We start from the raw sequence: 19,473 nt of genomic DNA, 5'->3' as shown, positions 1-19,473 counted from the left end.
CTTCCTATCCCCTAAAAGCCTCGGTGAACATGGCGAGCGCCTCGAGTACGCCGCCGCCGACCGACGTCGCCTTGTCCGAAATATAGTTGATATAGCTGGCATCGCCGCGTGGATCGACATCGGCACATTTAAAGCCCTCGGTCACCAGAACACCGTCGGCCAAAAGCCCGCGCAAGCAGCCGTCAATCTGCGTGACCATGGGAGTGTCGCCCGCATACCCAATCACATCACCGGCACTCACGATGTCGCCGATCGCGCGGTCGGACCTAAACACGCCGGTGGCGGGGCTGTGGATAACGCGCTCCTTGCCATAGCCGGCGATGACACCCGGCACGCCCGTATTGGGCTGGGGCGAACCCTGGGTGATGACGCGGCCGAGGAAATGCCCGCGCATGGTCTCGACCACGGCATCGCAATCGACCGGCGCGGTAAAGCCCGGTCCTACGGCGATGACGACAGGCGCCATATCGCGCGTGGTGCCCAAGTTGCGCTTGGCCAGGATCGCGTCGACCACAGCAGCGGGCTTAAGTTTGCCGAGCATCTTGGCCTGGGGATCCACCACAACGGCAACATCTCCGGCCTGGGTAATTGCAAGCGCCTCTGCCGGCGTCTGCGCCAAGCGAGCGCGAATGCCCTCGACCTGAACCTCGCCCAGGCGAATGGCCTCGCAAAAACCGATCGTGCGACGGATACACGTGGGAACCGCGATATCGGCCATGACAACCGACACGCCGGCGCGCACCAAACGGGCGGCGACGCCCGTGGCGATATCGCCGGCGCCGCGAACATAAACGAGCATTTTCGGGGCACCTCCCTGTGCTACGGTTTGAACAGAGCAAAAGCGGTTCGACCGCTACTATGATGATTATTTATTATCACAGTATTATACGGCGGTGAACAGATGGAAACGGTTAGCGGCATTCTCGCCTCCGCGCTCAAGCTCGAGCCGGGCATCACCGCAATTATCGGCAGTGGCGGCAAGTCGACCTTGCTAAAGGCGCTCGGCCTTGAGCTTATGCGCGCGGGCGGCCGCGTGCTCCTCTGCACCACCACGCATATGTTTCCCGTCGCCGGCGTGCCATGGGACGGGTCGAGTCGTCGCCTGGACGCCGCACCTTGGAAGCCGGGCGCCTCACATGTCCCCGGTTGCACCTGCGAGGCCTGCGCGGGCCTTGCGCGGGGAAGCATCTGCCAAGCAGGTGTCTTGGACCCCGAGACGGGCAAGCTCTCTGCCCCCGCCGAGCCGCTCGGCGAGCTGGCACAGCGCTTTAACTACGTCTTGGCCGAGGCGGACGGCAGCAAGCGGCTCCCGCTCAAGGCCCACGCCGCCTGGGAGCCGGTGATTCCCTCTGGCACCGCCAACATCGTCTGGATCGTCGGCGCCTCAGGGCTCGGCAAGCCCGTTGCCGAGGTTGTCCACCGCCCCGAGCTCTTTTGCGAGCGTTGCGGCTGCGAGACCACCGACATCGCCACGCCCGAGCGCGTCGCCCAGGTGCTCAATGCCGAGATGCAGGCGCTGAGGCTCGACGCCGCGCACGTCATACTCAACCAAGTCGACGCGCTCAGCGACCCCACGATGGCCGACCGCTTTGAGGCTGCCCTCGGCCGCCCCGTCGTCGCCACCAGCCTCCAGGGGTAGCTAATTTGGGACGGGGCTCTTTTAGCTACCCCATGTTGAGAGAAAAATCATCAGGTAGGCAGGGTAGCTAAAAGAGCCCCGTCCCAAATTAGCTACCCTGGCGGCACCCCCTGCTAGCGAGGCGCGTAGCAGGCCGCAACGTGTTCTGAGACGCGGCGCTGGCCCTTGGCGGTATCGACGTCCCACAGCTCGTAGGCACGCGCCTCGACCAGCACCACGTCGGTGCGGTTCTTGAGAATCGAACCGCCGCCGTCCTTGCCCTCAAGACACATAAGCGCATCGAACAGTTCCGCCGGAAAGAGCACCGGGCTCGAAGGCTCACCGTTGCACGCGAGACGTACCGGATGCTTGCTGCCACACTCGTCAAACGCGCGAACCATGGCCTCAAAGGAATCCGAACTCACGAGCGGCTGGTCGCCCGGCAAAAAGAGGCAACCTTTCCAGTTGTGATCGACTCCCCACGAAAGGCCCGCACGGACGCTTTCGCTGCGCAGCTCGCCATCATGCAGCACGCACGGGCAATGCTTGTCCTCGCAAATCTGAGCAACCTCGGGCCAACGCGTCGAAACCACAACGTCAAAGCCCCGGGGAACCGAATCGATGGTCCGGGCAATCAGCGGCTCGCCATAGATATCGGCAAGCATCTTGTTAGAGCCAAACCGCTTGCCCTCGCCCGAAGCCATAATGACGCAACCAAGTTTCATGGCGATACCTCCCCTGAAGCCATCGTACCCATAACGCGCGTCGCGGGGCATCTACATCGAAAGCGCTTATCCCGCACGCCCACGATGCAAAAAGGGGGCATCCCGCCGGTTGGCAGAGCGCCCCCTTTACATGGCTTACCTCAACCCGGCTTTAGACCTGAAACCAACGGACGGCGTTGCGCTCATAACGCAGCGGCACTTTCGTTATTTGCGAACAAGTGGGGTTTATGGCAAAGTGTGCCCAAACTAATTTTTAGGAAGGCACCGATGACCCCCGCACAGATTGAGTTTTATAAGCGCCTTGCACACGGCCTGGCGCTCCAGTTTGGCCCCAACTGCGAAGTCGTCGTCCACGACCTGGAGACCGAGGACGTGGATCACTCCATCGTAGTGATCGAAAACGGCCATGTAAGCGGACGCAAACTGGGTGACGGTCCCAGCCATATTGTGTTTGAGTCCATGCACGAGGACACCACCGACGTGCACGACCGCGAGCCATACCTCACCAAAACCGCCGATGGCAAGCTGCTTAAGTCCTCGACCATCTTTATCCGCAACGACGAGGGCAAGCCCGTCGGCATTTTGGGCATTAACTTTGACATTACGCTCATGAAAGCTTTTGAGCGCTCGCTCGATGCCTTTACCGGCACCGACGGCACGGGCTACACCGAGCCCGAGCCCATTACCAAAACCATCGGCGACTTGCTCGAAGATCTGCTGCGCGAGTGCGAGCAATACGTGGGCAAGCCCGCAGCCCTTATGACCAAAGATGAGCGCATTCGCGCCATTGGCTACCTCGATCGTCGCGGCGCCTTCCTCATTTCCAAGTCGAGCGAGCGTGCCTGCGAGTTCTTTGGCATCTCTAAGTACAGCTTCTATAGCTACCTCAACGAGGCAAAGGCTGCCGCCGGCGAAAAATAGTCAGCGCGCCTGCGCCCCCCTTTTTGGGCGTGAGTTCTGGAATGCACGAATCCAAGACTCGGCCGCAAGGCAAGTTCCATATAATCGAAGGACGAGACAGTTCGAAAGGATGGAACAAGATGGGGTCGAGCAACGCATCGCGCAACGGCCGTGGAGGCTTCGCTTCTGCCGCCAGGCATGCGAAACGCGCGTTTGACGAGGGCGAAGACGATCTGTTTGCGTTGAGCCTCGACGACGTGATGAGCGATCGCCCCTGGACCGCCGACGAGCCCATGAGCGGCAAAACCCATTCGGCAGGCGATCCTTCCGAGACGGCATCGTTTATCGCCGCGGCGCAGCATCTTGCGCCCGAACCGCGCGTTGCAGATCTCGACGACTTTGCGACCCGTCAGCTCGCCTTCGATTCCTGGGCTGATGCCGATCTGGACGAAACATCTGCCGGCGCGCCGACGCTCGGCGAGCCGGTAAATCCACTTGTCGCTGCGTCCGCTTCCGAATACGAGCCGGACGACCACGCGCAAGCTATGCCCACATCCTCATACACCGATAGCCACACTGACAACGACGATTATTATGGCGACTACTACGCCGCGGAAGAGGCGCCGCGCTTTTTGGATTTCAATCCAGTGGCAAAGATTATCTTTATAGCGATTGTCGTGGTGCTACTTGGCGTCATTGCGTTTGAGGGATTCCAGCTGTTCCGCAGCCCCGTCGAGTCCGAATCGGCAACGCAGCAAAAAGAGGACGAGAGCAACGACTACCTCGACGTCAACAACCTCAAGGGCGACCCCAACGACGGGGACGAGTAGCGAGGGCTGAGGGCGGCTGAAACGTCCATATGTAGCACCAGCTTCTACGTGCTGTTTTGTTATCCGGTTACACTTTTCCGAATGTTGAGACCGTCAGATTCGACACTTTTCCGTACTTTTGAGGTGCCGATTCCGACATTTTTCCGTACTTTCTTACGGCTGATTTCGACACTTTTCCGAATGTTGGCCGAATAATTGCCGCGTAATCAAGCGCCGTCTGCACATCATTTCGCAGGCGCGCTTGATTTGTGTCCGCGCGCGCTGATAGACTCCATCGTGCCCGCAAGGAGCGGGCGCGTTTTATCCAGAGTCGGGGTAGAGAGTTGGCTCCACGATCCCGACGCCAACCGGCCAAGAGGCACGGTGGCCCTGCCAACATCGATGAAAGGAGTCCGTATGGACAATTTCTCCGTGCGCAGCGAGCGCGACTTCCACAACCTGGCAGCCAAGCCAAAACGAATGCATCTTCTGGACAAGCCGAGCGGCTATGCCTCGGCCATGGTCAAGAGCAGCCTCTCCCACCAGATGCGCTTTACGGTACAGAAGCTCGAGGAAGAGCTCTGCGCCGCCGGCAATCCACATGTGTTGCAGATCAAGTTGCTCGGAGATGACTCGTGCGAGCCGTCGAGTTGGAAGTTGTTTGCAGACGGCATGTGCGTTGCGGACGGATCCGGCGCCTTTGCCCGCGAGTGCTTCTGCGAGAGCGCCGAGGTGTTCCTGGACCTGTGCCGCGACGCCATCGAGGCTGCCGAGCTGCGCCAGTGGAGCGAGAGGGAGTACGAGCTGCTGAGTGCTGCGCGCGGGATTGCGAGGGTGTAGACGGGCGGAAATAGACTTGCGCACCCCAATGTCGCCAAAACGACAATACCGCAGCCCTTAGCCACCGTCGCGCGCGGCCACATAGGCCACACGGTGTCAGTGATCTAAACTGGGCAACCACAACGGCATATGCAACGGCCGATGGCTCGCCAATCACGACATGCCCGCCTTCCGCGACCTGATTGCCGAAGTACCGGCACCCAGCAACGATTGCGTCGACATTTCGAGCGACATGCGGCTTGGAAGGGCTGATGAGAGATGGTTGAATGCTTGGTACGAGAGAGTGTAGTTCAGCAAAATCAGCCTAGACAGTGTGCCCCTCTGGTTCGAAGAACCTTGTCGAGATACTCGATAACCATACGCGCGGTTTCTTCGTTCACCTCATCCGCCGCGATGCAAAGTTTCGCATGGACCAGATTCCTCTTCTTGCGAATCTGGTGAGCCATGTCCGCCTCCTTCATCCAACGAGGCCTCTCCAGATACTTAATCTCGTTGATGTAGTCGATAAGGGCCGCGGGTTTCATCCTGCCGCTCTTCCTGTCCCGCACCATATACTTTTCCACAAAGTAGTTAACGTGCTTGATTTCGGAAATCCAGTCGATAAGAACCGCCTCAAGAATGGAGCCGGCAAGGATGATTGCCGCCTTATAAGCGCCGTGCGAAAAACAAGTATTTAGCTCACGGATGTCCGAGGAAAGGAAAGTGCGTAACTGTTCCTCGTTATATGCCTGAATCCTATCGGCGATTTCGGCGTTAAGGATCTCTTCCGCCGCAGACGGTTCCGCACCCTTTAGGCCTTCGAGGTCTTGGTAGTTCCTCGGAGCACGTCCGGACAGGATGGCATATTCGGTGAGATAGTACTGCTCGTCCATCGATGGTTCGACAACGGGAAAAACACTGAGGTCGCGAAGCGCTAGACGCTTCATGATGACGCCACCTGCCAACGATGACAGGGCCTGCTTTGCGATATCGCTGGAAAGGTAGAAGCAGAGGTACTCCGGAGATATCCCGTTGGCACGAATAACAGCCATGCTCGTGCCCGCATAAACGGGCTCTTGCCCATCGCGGTCAAAGACGATGGCGTGATTCTCCTCGCCAATGAGGCACATGACAATATCACCCTTGCGCAGGGGCACCGTTGTTGCCTCGCCCCGCTCCAATGAGTCAAGATCAACTGGGAATCTAATGTTTCTTGGCCTGAGAACCAAGACGTTTCTGGCGGCGTCAGTAACCTTTCGCGGCATAAGAATGTTGGCGACTTCCGAAAGCTCTACGGTCTTTGAACTCGCAAGCGTGCTACGTATCTTACGATTTCGAGGAGAATAGAACGCGGGGGTAAATCTTCCTTCTATAAGTTCGCTTGGAGGCATACCGAAAAAAGCTCCACACTTAGACGGGCAGTCGGGAGTCCCTCCATTTGCATAATCTTCGACCGCCCGAAGATATGCGAGATAATCGTCGCTGAATCGATCGGCCGGAATCTTGCAGAGATTGTCAGTCCTGCGCGAGCCACGTGCCTTGGCGACAAGCGGTTTCTTGAGCTTGAGCGTCGAAAATCGACACTCTCCGAAGCCGGGTCGTGCGAAAACATAAAGCATGAGAAAAAGCGAGGTCCCAGACAAGATGTCCCCGAGCTCAAAGGCGCCGCGCAGGATGTAACCATCCGGAATAAGACTGCGCTTCTTGCCGGTGTCAAAGAAACCGCGAGCGCCCACAAAGGCGTACTCATCCGACTCATCTGAGAATACGAGCTCGGCCAGCTCGTCATGAGTTCCCGTAACGAGAAAGCCTTCGCGGTTATCTAAACACTTTTGCAAGCCAATCGTCATTGCATCCTCCAACAACTATGCCGCGCGGTCCATGCCATAGAAGTAGTTAAATATCTCCTCAATACATCCGGGCAATGCTTCATCGGGATAACTAGACTCAGGAAGCTTGTATACCTCGTCGCGCACGATAAGCCTCACAATGTCGCGAGTCTCAGTCTTCTCCGTCCAGCGCACCATGTTGGTAAGCCGTTCTTCGATGATGGAAACCATCTCTATGGCTACGTTCTTGACCTGCTTGATCTCAGCAGGCGTCAATGTGTCCTTGAACAGCATCTCGAATACCGTCATCTGCTGTTGATTCTGGAAGCCTTCGCGCACATACTCCCTCTGCTTGTCATCGAGATCGCGAGAGAGGTTGATGAGGTCGTTGAACGTCTTCTCGATCATCGCCTTGTCCTGCTCGGAGTTGTAGCTCTCGATAATCCGCTCGTAGCGTTCGAAGTAGTCGATGCGTCTGGGATTGCCCCTCAGCGCGGTCTCAAGGCGCCCTTCTATGACAGAACGCAGGTCGTCAATGATGAGGTGTTTGCGCTTGGCCCTGGCAAACTCCTGCGAAAGCCTGTTGAAGTCGATACTACTGATATCGAACTTGGTAGCAGTTTTGAGCCCCTCGGCGGCCTCGCTGACCACCACATGTTCGCTCACGATGCCCTGCAGCTGGACCATGAGCTCGGTTGTGTCAGCACTGGCCCTGTGAGCATTGATGTGGTTGAAGACGGCGCGCAGGGCGTCGCGCTTGGCCAGCAGTTCCTCGCCCACCTCGCGTCGGCTCACGTATTTGTACAGGGTGAACAGCTCACGGCACATGACACCGTAACGTTTCTTTGCCTCGTCGCACTGCGAGACGCAGTCTGCGGCGTTCTTGATCTCTGCAACCTTGTCGAAGCCCTCTGCTGTCAGTAGGGATTCGAGCTCGTAGCCCAGTGACGACACGAACGAGACAGCGTCGTCCGTAAGTTCAGAAATCTTCGCAAGTAGCTCGTCTTTGTCGACCACCGGATCGACTCCGTGTCCGTCATCGGGGTTCTCGGTATAATCGGCCAGGGCCTTCCTCAGGGCCTTCACGACGCCGACATAGTCGATGATGAGGCCGTTGCTCTTGCCCTTGCTCACGCGGTTGGCGCGTGCGATAGCCTGCATGAGACTATGGGCCTTGAGTGGCTTGTCGAAGTACATGGCAGAGAGCGACTTCACATCGAAGCCGGTAAGCCACATGGCGCATACGAAGACGATACGGAACGGATTGTTGGCATCCTTGAACTCGTCGTCTAGCTGGCGCTCCTCCATCTTCTGGCGATGTGGCACTATGTCGAGTCCCCACTTGCGAAAACGATCGATCTCGTTCTGCTCCTGGCTCACCACGACCGCCATCTCGGTGGATTCCATCCAGGCGATTTTACGGCGCTGCTCCATGGCCTGCTGCTGGTCCATGCCGGCAAGCTTTGCGCGCTCCTCGTCGAGCGCCTCGGCCCAATACTCCTGCACGTAGTTGTACATCATCACGCAGGTAACCTTGTTCACGCAGATGAACATGGCCTTACCCGACTCCCATATGTTCGTGTAATGGGAGACGAAGTCGCGGGCCACGGCCCTCAGGCGCGGCTCGGCCATGATGATATGAACGCCGTGATTGAGCTGGGCCTGCACCTTCTCGGTCTGGTCGGCGTCGAGGTCAGCATCTTCAACGGCTTGGAGCAGCTCGTCGTTGATCTCCGGATTCTCGATGCCGAGCTGGTCGCTACGGTTCTCATAGAAGAGCGGTACTGTGGCACCGTCCTCGACGGCGCGCTTGAAGTCGTAGACTGAAACATAGCCGCCAAAGGTCCTGGACGTTAGGTTGTCGTAAGCAAGAATTGGTGTTCCCGTAAAGCCCAGGCGCGACGCCGTTGGCAGTAGCTTCACCATGTTCTCGGCGAAGATGCCGTTATTGGACCGGTGCGCCTCGTCGGAGAGCACGACGATATCGTGGTCGGGCACGATGGGCTCGGCGTCAGGCTGGTTGAACTTCTGGATAAGCGAGAAAATATAGCTCGGATTACCCTTGAGCTTCTCCACCAGGTCCTTGCCGCTCGTGGCACGGCAGCGCTCGGCGGGGATACCCGCCAGGCAGCCGCAGCTTTCGAACGTCTCACTAATTTGCTTGTTTAGCTCATCGCGGTCTGTGAGCACTAGAAACGTCGGAGACCCCGATTGCGTTCGACGAATCTTCTCGGCCAAGAAAACCATCGAGTAGCTCTTGCCCGAGCCCTGCGTGTGCCAGAAGACGCCGAGCTTGCCATTGCGCAGTTCACGCTCAGAGTATGCACGTACGGCTTCGTTCACGCCCAGGTACTGGTGATTGCGCGCCAGGATCTTGGCGGCCGGCGAGTCGAAATGATCAAACAGGATGAAGTTCTGGAAGAGGTCGAGCAGCGTCTCTTTGGCGCACACGCCCCTCAGCATGGTCTCGAGCGCAACACTGCCAGCGTCGCCCTCACTCAGGCGTTTCCATTCACCGAAGAACTCATAGGAGCTGCCCAACGTTCCGATTTTGGACTCCAGCCCGTTGGAGAGCATCACAAAGGCGTTGTAATAGAAAATCTGGGGAATGGTGTCCTGGTAGTCGGTGTAGTTGTCCTCGTACGCGCGCAACACGTCCTTGTCGTGACGTTTGAATTCGACAAACAGCAGCGGCACACCGTTGACGAAGCCTACCAGGTCGCAGCGACGTCGATGCATGGGGCCCTTCACCCACAGCTCCTCTGCCACCACAAAGCGGTTCATCTTTGGATGTTCAAAGTCGAAAGCCTGTGCAAGCTCGGTACGCGTGGAGCCATCGGCCTGAACCTTCTTCACCGGTATGCCGTCGCGAAGCATCTTATACTTTGCCTCGTTAGTCTGGAGCAGCGAATCGCCGACGAAGACCTGCTCCAAGGTTGCCGCAGCCTCGGCGCATTCCGCCTCGGTGAGATGCTCGTTCAGTTCAACCAACGCGTTCATGAGATCGCGCTTGAGAAGGACATCCTTATAGGAGTCGCGGCCCAGCGTGCCACAGGGGCCGAGAACCTCATCGTCGAAGCAATAGTGGACGTCCCATCCCATACAGCGCAGCAACTCACCCGCGGGCTTTTGGACAGCTTCCTCCTCGGAGTAACGGCTAGTCATTGCCTTCCCCCATTCCGTGTCAGGGCATCTGCCGGACGATATTTCAAGTCAAGCGGAATCACGTCGTTAGCCTCACATAGGTTGGGCCAATTGACAGGGTCGAAGTTGAGACCCATCTCGAGCGTCTTTTCGCAGTCCATCGCTACACCTCGATTTCCCTGGACATGAGTTTGGGAAGCAGGCGGTCGCGCGCCTCGTGAGCCAAAGCGGCCTTCTGTTCAAGATGTTCACACATAGCAAACAGCGATTCGGAGACGATGGAGAACCGTTCCTGCGTCTCGCAATCAGGGCTGACAAAACTGATGCGGCTCAACGTATCCGGCTTGAGATGGAGCACATTCGTGCCATTGGCAAGCGTGGCTATCATTTCCGCCGCACCGCTAAACCTTAAAGTGGCATAGAGATAGCTTGCAGTTACACCCTTTGGGACAAGTTTAATTAAATCCATCGACATCAAGAAGCCGTCCGCCCGCTTCGGAACTCGTGCGACATGTCCAACAAGACGGCGCTCTTTCGTCATATCAGTAACAGCCATAATTACGTCACCAGACGAAATCAACTGGTCGGCTTTATAGACGCCTTTATAGGGCTTTTCAGCGCCAAAAGACCAGCCACCGTAAGCCGCAATGTTATTTAGATTGGCAAGTCGCATCTTTCCCGAATCATCGAGATTGTCGGATGTATATGATTTCCCCCTGAAGAAATCAACGCAATCGAGTAGGTTGCCTTTCTTCCACCCCTCGGGGAGGCCGTCGACAATGCGCACAGCCTCATGGCCGGGAAACCTGAGGTCGATGAACCACTCCTTGTAGAGACGCTGGGCGGCCTCCTCAAGGAGCTTAATCTGTCTGCGGTTGTTCTCAATCAGCTCGTCATAGGCAGAGAGCACGCCAACGATGCGCTTCTGCGTAGACAGGTCCGGATAGCGTACCTTCACTCGATTGAGCGCAGCTGCAGGAAGGTGTTTGATGGTCGCACCACCCGTGTAGTACTGACGGATTTCCTGGGTCGAGCCGATGTGAACCAAAAAGTAATAGAGGTACCAGTTGTCCAATTCGCCCTCATGAGCACGGACTCTATGAAGGGCCTTTTGGTAGAACATCTCCTCGTCCGAATTCCAAATCGCGCAGCGACCCGGATCTCCACCCTCGCAGATAAGCAAATCGCCGCTCCTAAGTGCAAACTTCGAGAGTTCGGATTCCTTGAAACGCATTTCCTTGACCTCAGACAGGTCGATACCATCCCACTGGACATTGTCGTTTCCTAGATAGGGATGGTAATCGCCCTCGTTCTTCTTTGCGTCCAGCATTTTGCCAAGCTGCGTGTCGGCAATCGCGCCCAGGGGTGATTCTTGCCAACTCATAGCCCCAGCTCCTGGAAGTTGTGGTCGATGACGGCCATGAGACCATTGCTCTGGCGCTGCAGCTCCAGCAACTCCGAGTGAATCTCGGCCATGCGCTCATGGAAGTCCACACCGTCGTCCTCGACGGGCGGCACGCCCACGTAGGCACCCGGGGTCAGGCTCCAGGAGCTTTTCTCGGCAGACTGGTCGCCCCGGATCTCGGCGCGTTTAGCTACCTTGCAGAGGCCGGCCACGTCAGCGTACTCGCCCTCGCCAAACTTCTCGGTGAGCCATACAGCCTCGCCAATCTCGATTGCCGCAGACTCCATCCTCTCCGTCACCTCGGTTAGGGTCTCGCGGCGCTTTTTCTGCTCGCGCTTGGGTAGGGCATCGACTTCTGCCTTAGCGGCGTCTTTCTGAGCCTCGATGGCCCCCAGCATCACCTCGTGCGCAATGGCGAAATCCTCGACGCCGTCGATACCCAAGAGCTTCTCCGCCGCGTCGCCACCAAACAGCGGCGCAACCTCAGCCGCACGGTCCTTGTACGCCTCAATGAGATCGTGGTACTTGCCCGTTTCGCCGCGATAGAGCCAGACGATGGCGGAGAGGTTCTTCAGCTGCCAGGGCGTCCACTCGTTGAGCGTCGTGGAAACGGCAGTGTGATAGCGTTGGGCGTCGATGAACAGGACCTTATCGAGCAGTTCCTCGGACTTGCCTTTGTCGAAGAACCACAGCGTGCACGGCAGGCTCTTGGTGTAGAAGAAGTTGTTGCCCACGTAGATCATCGCGTCCACGTGGCCGGTCTCCACGAGCTTGCGACGCTGGGCGCGCTCGGAGTTGGAGTCGGTGGCAGAGGACGCCATGACGAAGCCCGCACGCCCCGTGTCCTTGAGATAGGAGTAGAAGTAGTTGATCCAGAGGTAGTTGGCGCCGCTTGCGGACACCTCCTCTTTCTTGTTTGCCTTCGGCGCGCCAAGCGGCAGGCGCCCAGCGTCCAGAGCCTTTGCGTGCTTCACCTTATCCACGTTAAAGGGCGGGTTGGCGGCCACAAAGTCACACTTGCCGTCGAGCGCATGGGCATCGTTATAGAAGGTGTTGGCGTCATCGCCCGACTTAATGTTACCTTGCATGCCGTGGACAGCCATGTTCATGAGGCAAAGCTTGGCGTTGTAGTCGACCTTCTCCTGTCCGTAGAACATCATGGTCTCGGCGGGGTTGCCACCCTGCTCGCGCACATAGTCGCTGGCAGAAACGAACATGCCACCCGAGCCGCAAGCGGGATCGAGCATCTTGCCACGCGAGGGCTCGATGACGTTCATGATCATACGGACGAGCGACTTGGGCGTGAAGAAAACGCCATCGTCGCTAGCCACCGCAGGAGCAAACTTGCCGAGGAAGTACTCATAGATGCGGCCGATGATATCATCACCCTCCTCGTCGAGGGCAGGGTTGTTGAAGACGCGGATGACGCTGCGTAACAGGTCATTGCCAAGTTCGGCGTAGGTGTCGGGAAGGACGCCCTCGAGCGAAGGGTTAATGGCAGCGATACTTGCCATGGCTTCGTTGACCGCCTTGCCGATGTCGGCACCGTCGGGCAGGTTGAGTAAGTAGTCGTAGCGGGCCTTCTCGGGGATGAACATCGCGCCTTTGGCGGAGTAGTCCGCTGCCTGCTTGGGCGGTTTGCGACCCGTGATGGCGGCACGCTCAGCTTCGATCTGCTCGTCGGCGCGCTTGAAACGACCCCATGCATAGCGCAGGAAGATGAGGCCCAAAACCGGCATGCAGTACTGCTGGCTCGTCAGCTTGGAGTTGGCACGCAATTCGTCTGCCGCCTCCCAAAGCTCACTCTCGAGCTTGCGGATATCTGCCATCGTTAGTTCTCCTTCTTGGACAAATACTCAATGAGGCTCGTCTTCACGAGGGACGTGAAGCTGACGCCATTGAGAGCTGCCGCCTCCTTGGCGGCGTCGCGCATGTTCTTGGGAATGCGAATGGTCACTGCCACGTTCTCGCCGTCCACGAGGAAGCTTCTGAGCTCGCTCGGGGTGGCCTCACCGTCGATAAGGTCGGCGTACTTCATGGAAACCTCCGCGATTGCATGATGCAATACAAATGTGCTTACGATTCTAGCAAAGGGCACAGGGAAATAGCCGTCTGGTGCAGATAAGCAGGCAATGCAATTGGCTCCAATAAAATGGAGCAGGACGATTATTTGCGCAGATTAAAGAGCATGTAGAAGCGCGCGACGCAAAGCATAATAAAAGAACTGTATTGAGTACGCTGCGACATACACAGCAATCATTGAAGTGAAACCATAGTGGATCAATTACGGTTCTCGAGATGTTAGGAGGCAGAGAGAGGCTGCTTCAAGGCATATGGCCCATCTGGGCAAGCGAAGACAGCTGCTCAAAAGAGAGCTACTAGGATTGCACATAATAGCTTTTCGTTCAGATAATCTTGCACACGATTCAACGAGCGGTGACGCCCACTCTGGGAAAGCTTGCATCGTCTCCTTATAATGCCTCATCAAGAAAGTATCAGGTGTTTTGCAAGGCGAGAAAAATGGCTATGACCGAAATTGAAAAAGGGCTGTTCCTCAGACTCTTCAACCGTGGCGGCTATGTTCTTAATTTCACAACAAGCTCCTTCGACACTTTTACTAAAAGCAGCATTGGCGTTGCACTTTGTGCTCATTACGACTTATCGAAAGGAAAATCTCTCACCAAGTACATCGAAGAAGAATCTGATGTGTACGGAACAAAGTTGCTATGCGACCTGTTTGATTACTATGAGGCACAGCCTGAATACGCCAGCGAAATGGATGGCACTTCCACTGCCCGCGACGCTAAGGACCATCATTTTCTTTATGAAAAATGCAAGCCCGTTGCGAGGCGAGAGCGGGCGGGCATTTCCGTTCTCGCACAACGTGAGGAACTTGAGACCCATTTCACGAGCGACTACATGCGTCAACAAATCGATGCCCTCTTTTCATCACGAGAGACCAATCCAACTGAAGCAATTGGTAAGTCCAAGGAACTGATCGAAAGTTGTTGCAAGACAATCCTTGAAGAGAACAATAGAGACTATGGGGGCAATTGGGGCGTATCGCAGCTTGTCAAGGAAACGATGAAGTGCCTCGGCATTGAGACAGACGATATTAACGCTGACCTTCCGGCGGGAGGGATCATGAAGCGCATCCTCAGCAGCCTCGGCAACATCGCCGGCGGTATTGCTGAGCTGCGTAACCCATATGGAACAGGTCACGGTAAAGCCGACAGCTACAAGGGGCTGACCATAAGACACGCAAAACTTGCTGTAGGAAGTTCGGCGACACTAGTCGAATACCTCTGGGATGCCCATGAATGGCGCAAAGAACGCCAGCAAAGTTAACCGACACAATCGGTTTCTAACTTATGCAGCCTCGCCAGCGCACTTAAGGGCAACGGTCGCAACCGCCGTAATCCATTCCACCTGCACTTTTGTTTTGATAATGAGGCGCAGCTGATCGTGATAGGCCACTGCGGCAGCCACCTGCCGACATCAGGAACTGCCAGGCAGTAAGGCACCGCACCAGCATGGGCGGAGGGTGCCCCCTACCTCCCCTCCGCCTTCAGCTTCAGCAGCAGGTCGCCCAGCTCGGGGCACTTGCTAGAAAGACACGTCTCGGCTCGCTCGCCCATCCCCCACCGCTGGCGGACTTCCTGGGCGCGCGGGCTCACGTGGTAGTCCCCGTCCATCACCTGCTTGAGCAGCTTGGCGGTCACGCGCGCATCGGCTAGGGCGCTGTGGGCATGGCCCGTCGACTCGTCGAACTCGATGCCAAACCACGTTGCCGCGTCGCCCAACGAGACGCGCCCGTGGCTGCCCACGTCCATGATCGAGGTGTAGAACGCCTGCAGGTCGGCCCAGTCCGTAGGAAATGCGGAAAGGTCGATGTGCTTTGCCTGGCACTCGGTCAAAAGCTGTCGACGGTCCGTCCCGCTCCAGCAAACCACCTGGGCGGAGTAGCGGCCGATCCAATCGCTGAGCCTTTTGATCACCACATAGAGCGGATCGGCCATCGCGGTATCCACGGCCGATATCCCCGTAAGCTCGCGGACGGGAAACGCAACGCCTTCGGTAAATTCCGTCTGCACAAACTGTGAGAACTCGCCCATAACGTTGCCGTGGTAATCGAGCTTGACGGCGCCGACCTCGATAATCTCATTGCGCAGTCCACGGCGCTGGCGCTGCTTTGGCACCGGCGCAAACTCAAAGTCCAGCACGATCTGGCGCGCAAAGTTTGTCGTATCGATAGCCGAGATACCCGGCGTCTTTTCAGCTGACACGGTTATGGCCTCTCTCCGTTGCCTGCCGCTTGCTACATAGGCGGCTACATTGCCGTAAGGATAGGCGCTCGTGCGGACATGAAATCGCCCAGCGCGGCTACCCGGCATCCTTGCGTAAAGCTGCGTTTTGAGATGGTCAGATCGCTGTTATTATCGAACATATATTCGTATTTATGGCTGCAGTTTGATAGACTAGTTATTGTTGACGGCAGTTCCATGCGCCGGGCAGCGCCCTCCATGCGACGGGAGGTGATGCCCATGACCGATCTGATTGATTTCGTGAAGCTCCTGACCTCTTTGGTCTCGCTCCTCACGGCGCTTATCGGACTTACCGAGGCACTCAAGCAGCGTTCGAAGCAAAACAAGAGGGGTCGACGCCGTTAAGGCATTGACCCCTTGATCAAAGCAACGGCGCTGCCCAGCTATCACCCTTGGGCTGCCGTCGACTTCATTCTACCCACGGTTGCCAGGTTTAACAAATGAATTTTCAGTAACGAGGCCTCGGCGCCCGCTCCTGCGTTCGCTCAACTCGTCGCTCTACTCCAGCCACCACTCAACATCCACGGAGCACTCAACCGCAAATGCTAAAGACCACGCGATCGGGCAAAGCCCCGTCACCAACAACACAGGACGGACCCTCAGCTTCCTTTACGTTATAGCTAGCTATATTATACTTTCCGATAATATAGCTAGCTATAACGTAATTCGACAAGCGGCGCACGCAAAAGGGGCGGTACACCACCGCACACGGACCGTTCCGGAAGCTCCTGACCGCTCTGGTCTCGCTCCTCACAGCGCTCATCGGACTTTCCGAGGCACTCAAGCAGCGTCCGAAGCATAAAAAGAGGGGTCGACGCCGTTAAGGCATCGACCCCTTAATCTAAACAACGACACTGCCCAGCTCTTCACCACTTGGGCTGCCGTCAGCCTTATTTTACCCACGGGACAAACCCTTTGAAGTGCGGCTTGGCGCCGCATGGCGTCGGCGGACGAGGCGATGCGTCCGCCGACGAATAGCACCAAATTGGTTACTTCTTGCTCTCGGGCAAGACCAGATCCACGGCAGCGTCCTTGGCAGCATCGATGTGCTGAGCCACGACCAGCGTCTGCGGAAGGATCAGGTTAAGGACAATGGCCATGATGGCGGTGGGGGTTACGGCATTGGAGCCGATGACGGTGGACACCCAGGTGGGCATGCCCTCGCCGGCAAGGCAACCGCTGGCCATCCAGATACCCAGGCCAAAGACGACGGAGGTACCGACGATGGTGGTGGTGCGCTGCGTAAGGCCCTCGCGGGTGAACATGCGCACGCCGTTCATGGTGATGGTGCCAAAGACGCCGACGGTCGCGCCGCCGATGACAGGCTGCGGGATAGCGGAAAGGACGGCAGAAAGCTGCGGGAACAGGCCGGCGATGGCAAAGACGGACGCGATGATCACAAAGACCCACTTGTTGACGACCTTGTTGGAGCAGATGATGCCCACGTTCTGGCCAAGGGCGCTGGTGGGAAGACCGCCCAGCAGGCCGCCGACCATAGAGGTGAGGCCCTGAGACACGATAGCGCCGGAGAGCTCGCGCTCGGTGGGCATGCGGTCGATGGAGCCCAGGCAGGCGGCGGAGACATCGCCGATAACCTGGATGGCAACCATGGGGAACACGACGGCGAGGGTAATGCAGACCTCGGGATCAAACTCGAGTGCGTAGGGCATGAGCTTGGGAAGGGCGAAGACCTGAGCGGTGGCGACGCTAGAGAAGTCGATCATGCCAAAGGGGATGGAGACGATCATGCCAACGATCATGCCAAAGAACACAGATCCCAGCTTGAACGTACCCTTGCCAAAGTTGGCAAGCGCGAAGACCACGGCGAAGGTGATAAGAGCGACGCACCAGGCCTGCGGGGTGCCCCACAGCGGCGTACCCATACCGCCGGCCATATACTTGACGGCCGTGGGATACAGCGAGACGCCGATGGAGAAGATGACCGTACCGGTCACGACGGGCGGGAACAGCCACTTAATCTTGCTGTAGGCCAGACCAAAGAGGACCGCGACGGCACCGCCGACAATCTCGCCGCCCAGCAGCGCACCAAAGCTAAAGCCCGAGGCACCCATAGCCTGCAGGGCCGGCAGGAACGCGAACGAGACGCCCATGACGATGGGCAGGCCGCCGCCGATGCGACGGAAAGGAGCGAAGGCCTGAAGGGCCGTGTCGATTGCCGAAAGAATGAGCGCCACCTGAATGATGTCGGTGCTCTTTCTCATTCTCAATAATAATTTTTTGTTATCAGACTATTTTTCAGCTGAGACAACGCATTTCCGCAGGTCAGGAAAGTGTCTGGTCAAAATAACATCTAACTTTTCTTTTGGTCGACCGCTTACCGCCAAAATCCTACCGTTCGTCTGTATTACGCAATGTACCTGCGAATATACGAGTCAATAGACACCGTGTTACCATGAGAAAAAATTGTTATGAAACTTCCGATTTCATCCAAAGGAGTTGCCCGTGAACGAGACTGTACGTCGCTTTTTGCCGATGGTCGATTTCCTGGAGCAGATACTCGGCAAAAACAGCGAAATCGTGCTGCACGATTTCTCGGATCCCGACCACGCCATCGTCGATATCCGCAACGGCATCGTGAGCGGCCGCAAGGTCGGCGGTCCCGCCACCGATCTGGCACTCAAGATCATGCACGATCCCAAGTATCGCGACCTGCCGTTTATTACGGGCTACGAGGGGCGCGGTGCTGGTGGCAAGGCGTTGGAATCCGCAACGTACTTTATTCGCGAGGATAACGAGATCGTCGGCATGCTCTGCGTCAACACCGATCTTTCCACGGTACGCTCCATCAACGCCATGGCTCAGCAGCTCATGGCCTGCTTCGACGCTGCACCAAGGCAGGCGGAGCCCGCGTCTATCGAGGTCGAAATTCTTTCGGAGTCTACACAGGAGCTCATCGACCACAGCATTTCCGAATTGCTCGAAAGCCGCGGCCAGGATGTCGCCTCGCTTGGGCAGGCCGATCGCGTGGACGTTATTCGCCACCTTAACGGCAACGGCGTATTTATGCTCAAGGGCGCTGTTGCCTGCGCTGCCACCGCACTGGGCATCTCGGAGCCCAGCGTCTACCGCTACCTGCAAAAAGTCCGCAAGGAGGGCTAACGAGCAAAATGGAGCGCGGGCAGTCTTTTTGGGACGGGGCTATTTTAGCTACCCTCCCTCTGCCCACGATTTCGATGAGCCGCAAGTAAAATCAATCCTGCATATAGGGGTAGCTAAAATGGCCCCGTCCCAAAAAGACTGCCCTTGGTGGCTCCGCAAGCGATCCGTCACGTGACAAAAGACCCTGCAGCTCACACGCGCTGCAGGGTCTTTTTGCATGTCATGTTTAGTTGTTGCCAACGCCTTAGAGAGCGGCGACGACCTCGATCTCGACCAGACCGCCAGCCGGAAGAGCGGCAACCTGGAAAGCGCTGCGCGCGGGGAACGGGGCCTCAAACTTGGAGGCATAAATCTCGTTCACGGCGGCAAAGTCGGCGATGTCAGCCAGGTAGACCGTGGTCTTGACGACATCGGCAAACGTAGCGCCGGCAGCGGTCAGCAGGGCCTCGACGTTGGCGAGGGACTGCTTGGCCTGGGCCTCGATGCCCTCGGGCAGCTTACCGGTCGCGGGATCGATGCCCAGCTGGCCGGACAGGAACACCATGTTGCCGGTCTGGATACCGGGAGAATACGGGCCGATGGCTGCGGGCGCGTTATCGGAAGACACGACGGTCTTGCTCATGTTTTTCTCCTTACGATCAAATAGAGAGCGTGAGCGCGGCGTTCGCACCGGGAGGCACAGTTCGGTCTGAACACCGCGCTTGATTGGGATAGTAGGGGATGATTTTGCCAGATGCAAGATAATTATCAGATTGCGATAATATTTTATCGCCCAACGG

At 57.3% G+C, this 19,473-nt stretch carries 17 protein-coding genes and 1 riboswitch; of the genes, 7 read left to right on the top strand and 10 right to left on the bottom strand.

The window, feature by feature from the left end:
* Positions 1-4 precede the first annotated feature (4 nt).
* On the bottom strand, positions 5-799 hold the full coding sequence (gene yqeB / locus ACTQ05_RS03220; protein WP_441537926.1) for a selenium-dependent molybdenum cofactor biosynthesis protein YqeB: 795 nt from the start codon (positions 797-799) through the stop codon (positions 5-7).
* 102 nt (positions 800-901) lie between these two features.
* Between yqeB and yqeC the strand changes: the two genes are divergently transcribed.
* The gene (gene yqeC / locus ACTQ05_RS03215; RefSeq protein ID WP_441537925.1) at positions 902-1,639 is read left to right on the top strand and encodes a selenium cofactor biosynthesis protein YqeC; all 738 of its coding nucleotides are present in this window, start codon (positions 902-904) and stop codon (positions 1,637-1,639) included.
* 113 nt (positions 1,640-1,752) lie between these two features.
* On the opposite strand, the gene ACTQ05_RS03210 is transcribed toward yqeC, so the two are convergent.
* Entirely contained in the window at positions 1,753-2,343 is a 591-nt protein-coding gene (locus tag ACTQ05_RS03210; RefSeq protein WP_441537924.1) for a nucleotidyltransferase family protein, read from the bottom strand.
* Between the two features lie 267 nt (positions 2,344-2,610).
* Here ACTQ05_RS03210 and ACTQ05_RS03205 point away from each other — a divergent pair, with 267 nt between their 5' ends.
* From ACTQ05_RS03205 to ACTQ05_RS03195, 3 genes are all read left to right on the top strand, one after another.
* Entirely contained in the window at positions 2,611-3,264 is a 654-nt protein-coding gene (locus ACTQ05_RS03205) for a helix-turn-helix transcriptional regulator (protein WP_441537923.1), read from the top strand.
* A gap of 119 nt (positions 3,265-3,383) precedes the next feature.
* Positions 3,384-4,073 carry a hypothetical protein gene (locus ACTQ05_RS03200; RefSeq protein ID WP_441537922.1) on the top strand — a complete coding sequence of 230 codons (690 nt, stop codon included), beginning with the start codon at positions 3,384-3,386 and terminating at the stop codon, positions 4,071-4,073.
* 297 nt (positions 4,074-4,370) lie between these two features.
* A riboswitch (SAM riboswitch) is annotated at positions 4,371-4,461 on the top strand.
* An 8-nt stretch (positions 4,462-4,469) separates the two neighbouring features.
* On the top strand, positions 4,470-4,892 hold the full coding sequence (locus ACTQ05_RS03195) for a hypothetical protein (RefSeq protein WP_441537921.1): 423 nt from the start codon (positions 4,470-4,472) through the stop codon (positions 4,890-4,892).
* A 299-nt stretch (positions 4,893-5,191) separates the two neighbouring features.
* Here the strand turns inward: ACTQ05_RS03195 and ACTQ05_RS03190 are convergent, their stop codons facing one another.
* The 5 genes from ACTQ05_RS03190 to ACTQ05_RS03170 all read right to left on the bottom strand — a co-directional run bounded on the left by ACTQ05_RS03190 (position 5,192) and on the right by ACTQ05_RS03170 (position 13,287).
* Positions 5,192-6,721 carry a hypothetical protein gene (locus ACTQ05_RS03190; protein ID WP_441537920.1) on the bottom strand — a complete coding sequence of 510 codons (1,530 nt, stop codon included), beginning with the start codon at positions 6,719-6,721 and terminating at the stop codon, positions 5,192-5,194.
* A gap of 15 nt (positions 6,722-6,736) precedes the next feature.
* The gene (locus ACTQ05_RS03185) at positions 6,737-9,865 is read right to left on the bottom strand and encodes a type I restriction endonuclease subunit R (RefSeq protein WP_441537919.1); all 3,129 of its coding nucleotides are present in this window, start codon (positions 9,863-9,865) and stop codon (positions 6,737-6,739) included.
* A gap of 142 nt (positions 9,866-10,007) precedes the next feature.
* Positions 10,008-11,228, bottom strand: a complete 1,221-nt coding sequence (locus ACTQ05_RS03180; RefSeq protein WP_441537918.1) for a restriction endonuclease subunit S — start codon at positions 11,226-11,228, stop codon at positions 10,008-10,010.
* Positions 11,225-13,078, bottom strand: a complete 1,854-nt coding sequence (locus tag ACTQ05_RS03175; RefSeq protein WP_441537917.1) for a type I restriction-modification system subunit M — start codon at positions 13,076-13,078, stop codon at positions 11,225-11,227. The genes ACTQ05_RS03180 and ACTQ05_RS03175 overlap by 4 nt, the downstream gene beginning before the upstream one ends.
* 2 nt (positions 13,079-13,080) lie before the next feature.
* A complete protein-coding gene (locus ACTQ05_RS03170; RefSeq protein ID WP_270225392.1) occupies positions 13,081-13,287 on the bottom strand; it encodes a hypothetical protein in 207 nt (68 codons plus the stop codon).
* A gap of 482 nt (positions 13,288-13,769) precedes the next feature.
* Here ACTQ05_RS03170 and ACTQ05_RS03165 point away from each other — a divergent pair, with 482 nt between their 5' ends.
* Positions 13,770-14,597 carry an abortive infection family protein gene (locus ACTQ05_RS03165; RefSeq protein ID WP_441537916.1) on the top strand — a complete coding sequence of 276 codons (828 nt, stop codon included), beginning with the start codon at positions 13,770-13,772 and terminating at the stop codon, positions 14,595-14,597.
* A 203-nt stretch (positions 14,598-14,800) separates the two neighbouring features.
* On the opposite strand, the gene ACTQ05_RS03160 is transcribed toward ACTQ05_RS03165, so the two are convergent.
* The gene (locus ACTQ05_RS03160) at positions 14,801-15,535 is read right to left on the bottom strand and encodes an exonuclease domain-containing protein (protein WP_441537915.1); all 735 of its coding nucleotides are present in this window, start codon (positions 15,533-15,535) and stop codon (positions 14,801-14,803) included.
* Positions 15,536-15,793: 258 nt separating this feature from the next.
* Here ACTQ05_RS03160 and ACTQ05_RS03155 point away from each other — a divergent pair, with 258 nt between their 5' ends.
* Positions 15,794-15,919, top strand: a complete 126-nt coding sequence (locus tag ACTQ05_RS03155) for a hypothetical protein (protein ID WP_441537914.1) — start codon at positions 15,794-15,796, stop codon at positions 15,917-15,919.
* A 644-nt stretch (positions 15,920-16,563) separates the two neighbouring features.
* On the opposite strand, the gene ACTQ05_RS03150 is transcribed toward ACTQ05_RS03155, so the two are convergent.
* Entirely contained in the window at positions 16,564-17,796 is a 1,233-nt protein-coding gene (locus tag ACTQ05_RS03150) for a uracil-xanthine permease family protein (protein WP_441537913.1), read from the bottom strand.
* A 241-nt stretch (positions 17,797-18,037) separates the two neighbouring features.
* On the opposite strand from ACTQ05_RS03150, the gene ACTQ05_RS03145 reads away from it, so the two are divergent.
* Complete coding sequence (locus ACTQ05_RS03145) at positions 18,038-18,694, top strand: helix-turn-helix transcriptional regulator (protein ID WP_441537912.1); 657 nt, start codon at positions 18,038-18,040, stop codon at positions 18,692-18,694.
* Between the two features lie 244 nt (positions 18,695-18,938).
* Here the strand turns inward: ACTQ05_RS03145 and ACTQ05_RS03140 are convergent, their stop codons facing one another.
* Positions 18,939-19,316: a RidA family protein gene (locus ACTQ05_RS03140; protein WP_152077077.1), complete on the bottom strand. Its 378-nt coding sequence runs from the start codon at positions 19,314-19,316 to the stop codon at positions 18,939-18,941.
* Positions 19,317-19,473: the final 157 nt, after the last annotated feature.

This window comes from Collinsella sp. LCP21S3_A9 (assembly GCF_052118785.1).
Taxonomy (GTDB): domain Bacteria; phylum Actinomycetota; class Coriobacteriia; order Coriobacteriales; family Coriobacteriaceae; genus Collinsella.
The sequence above is the reverse complement of the archived record's forward strand: the minus strand, read 5'-3'. Positions and strand labels throughout refer to the sequence as shown.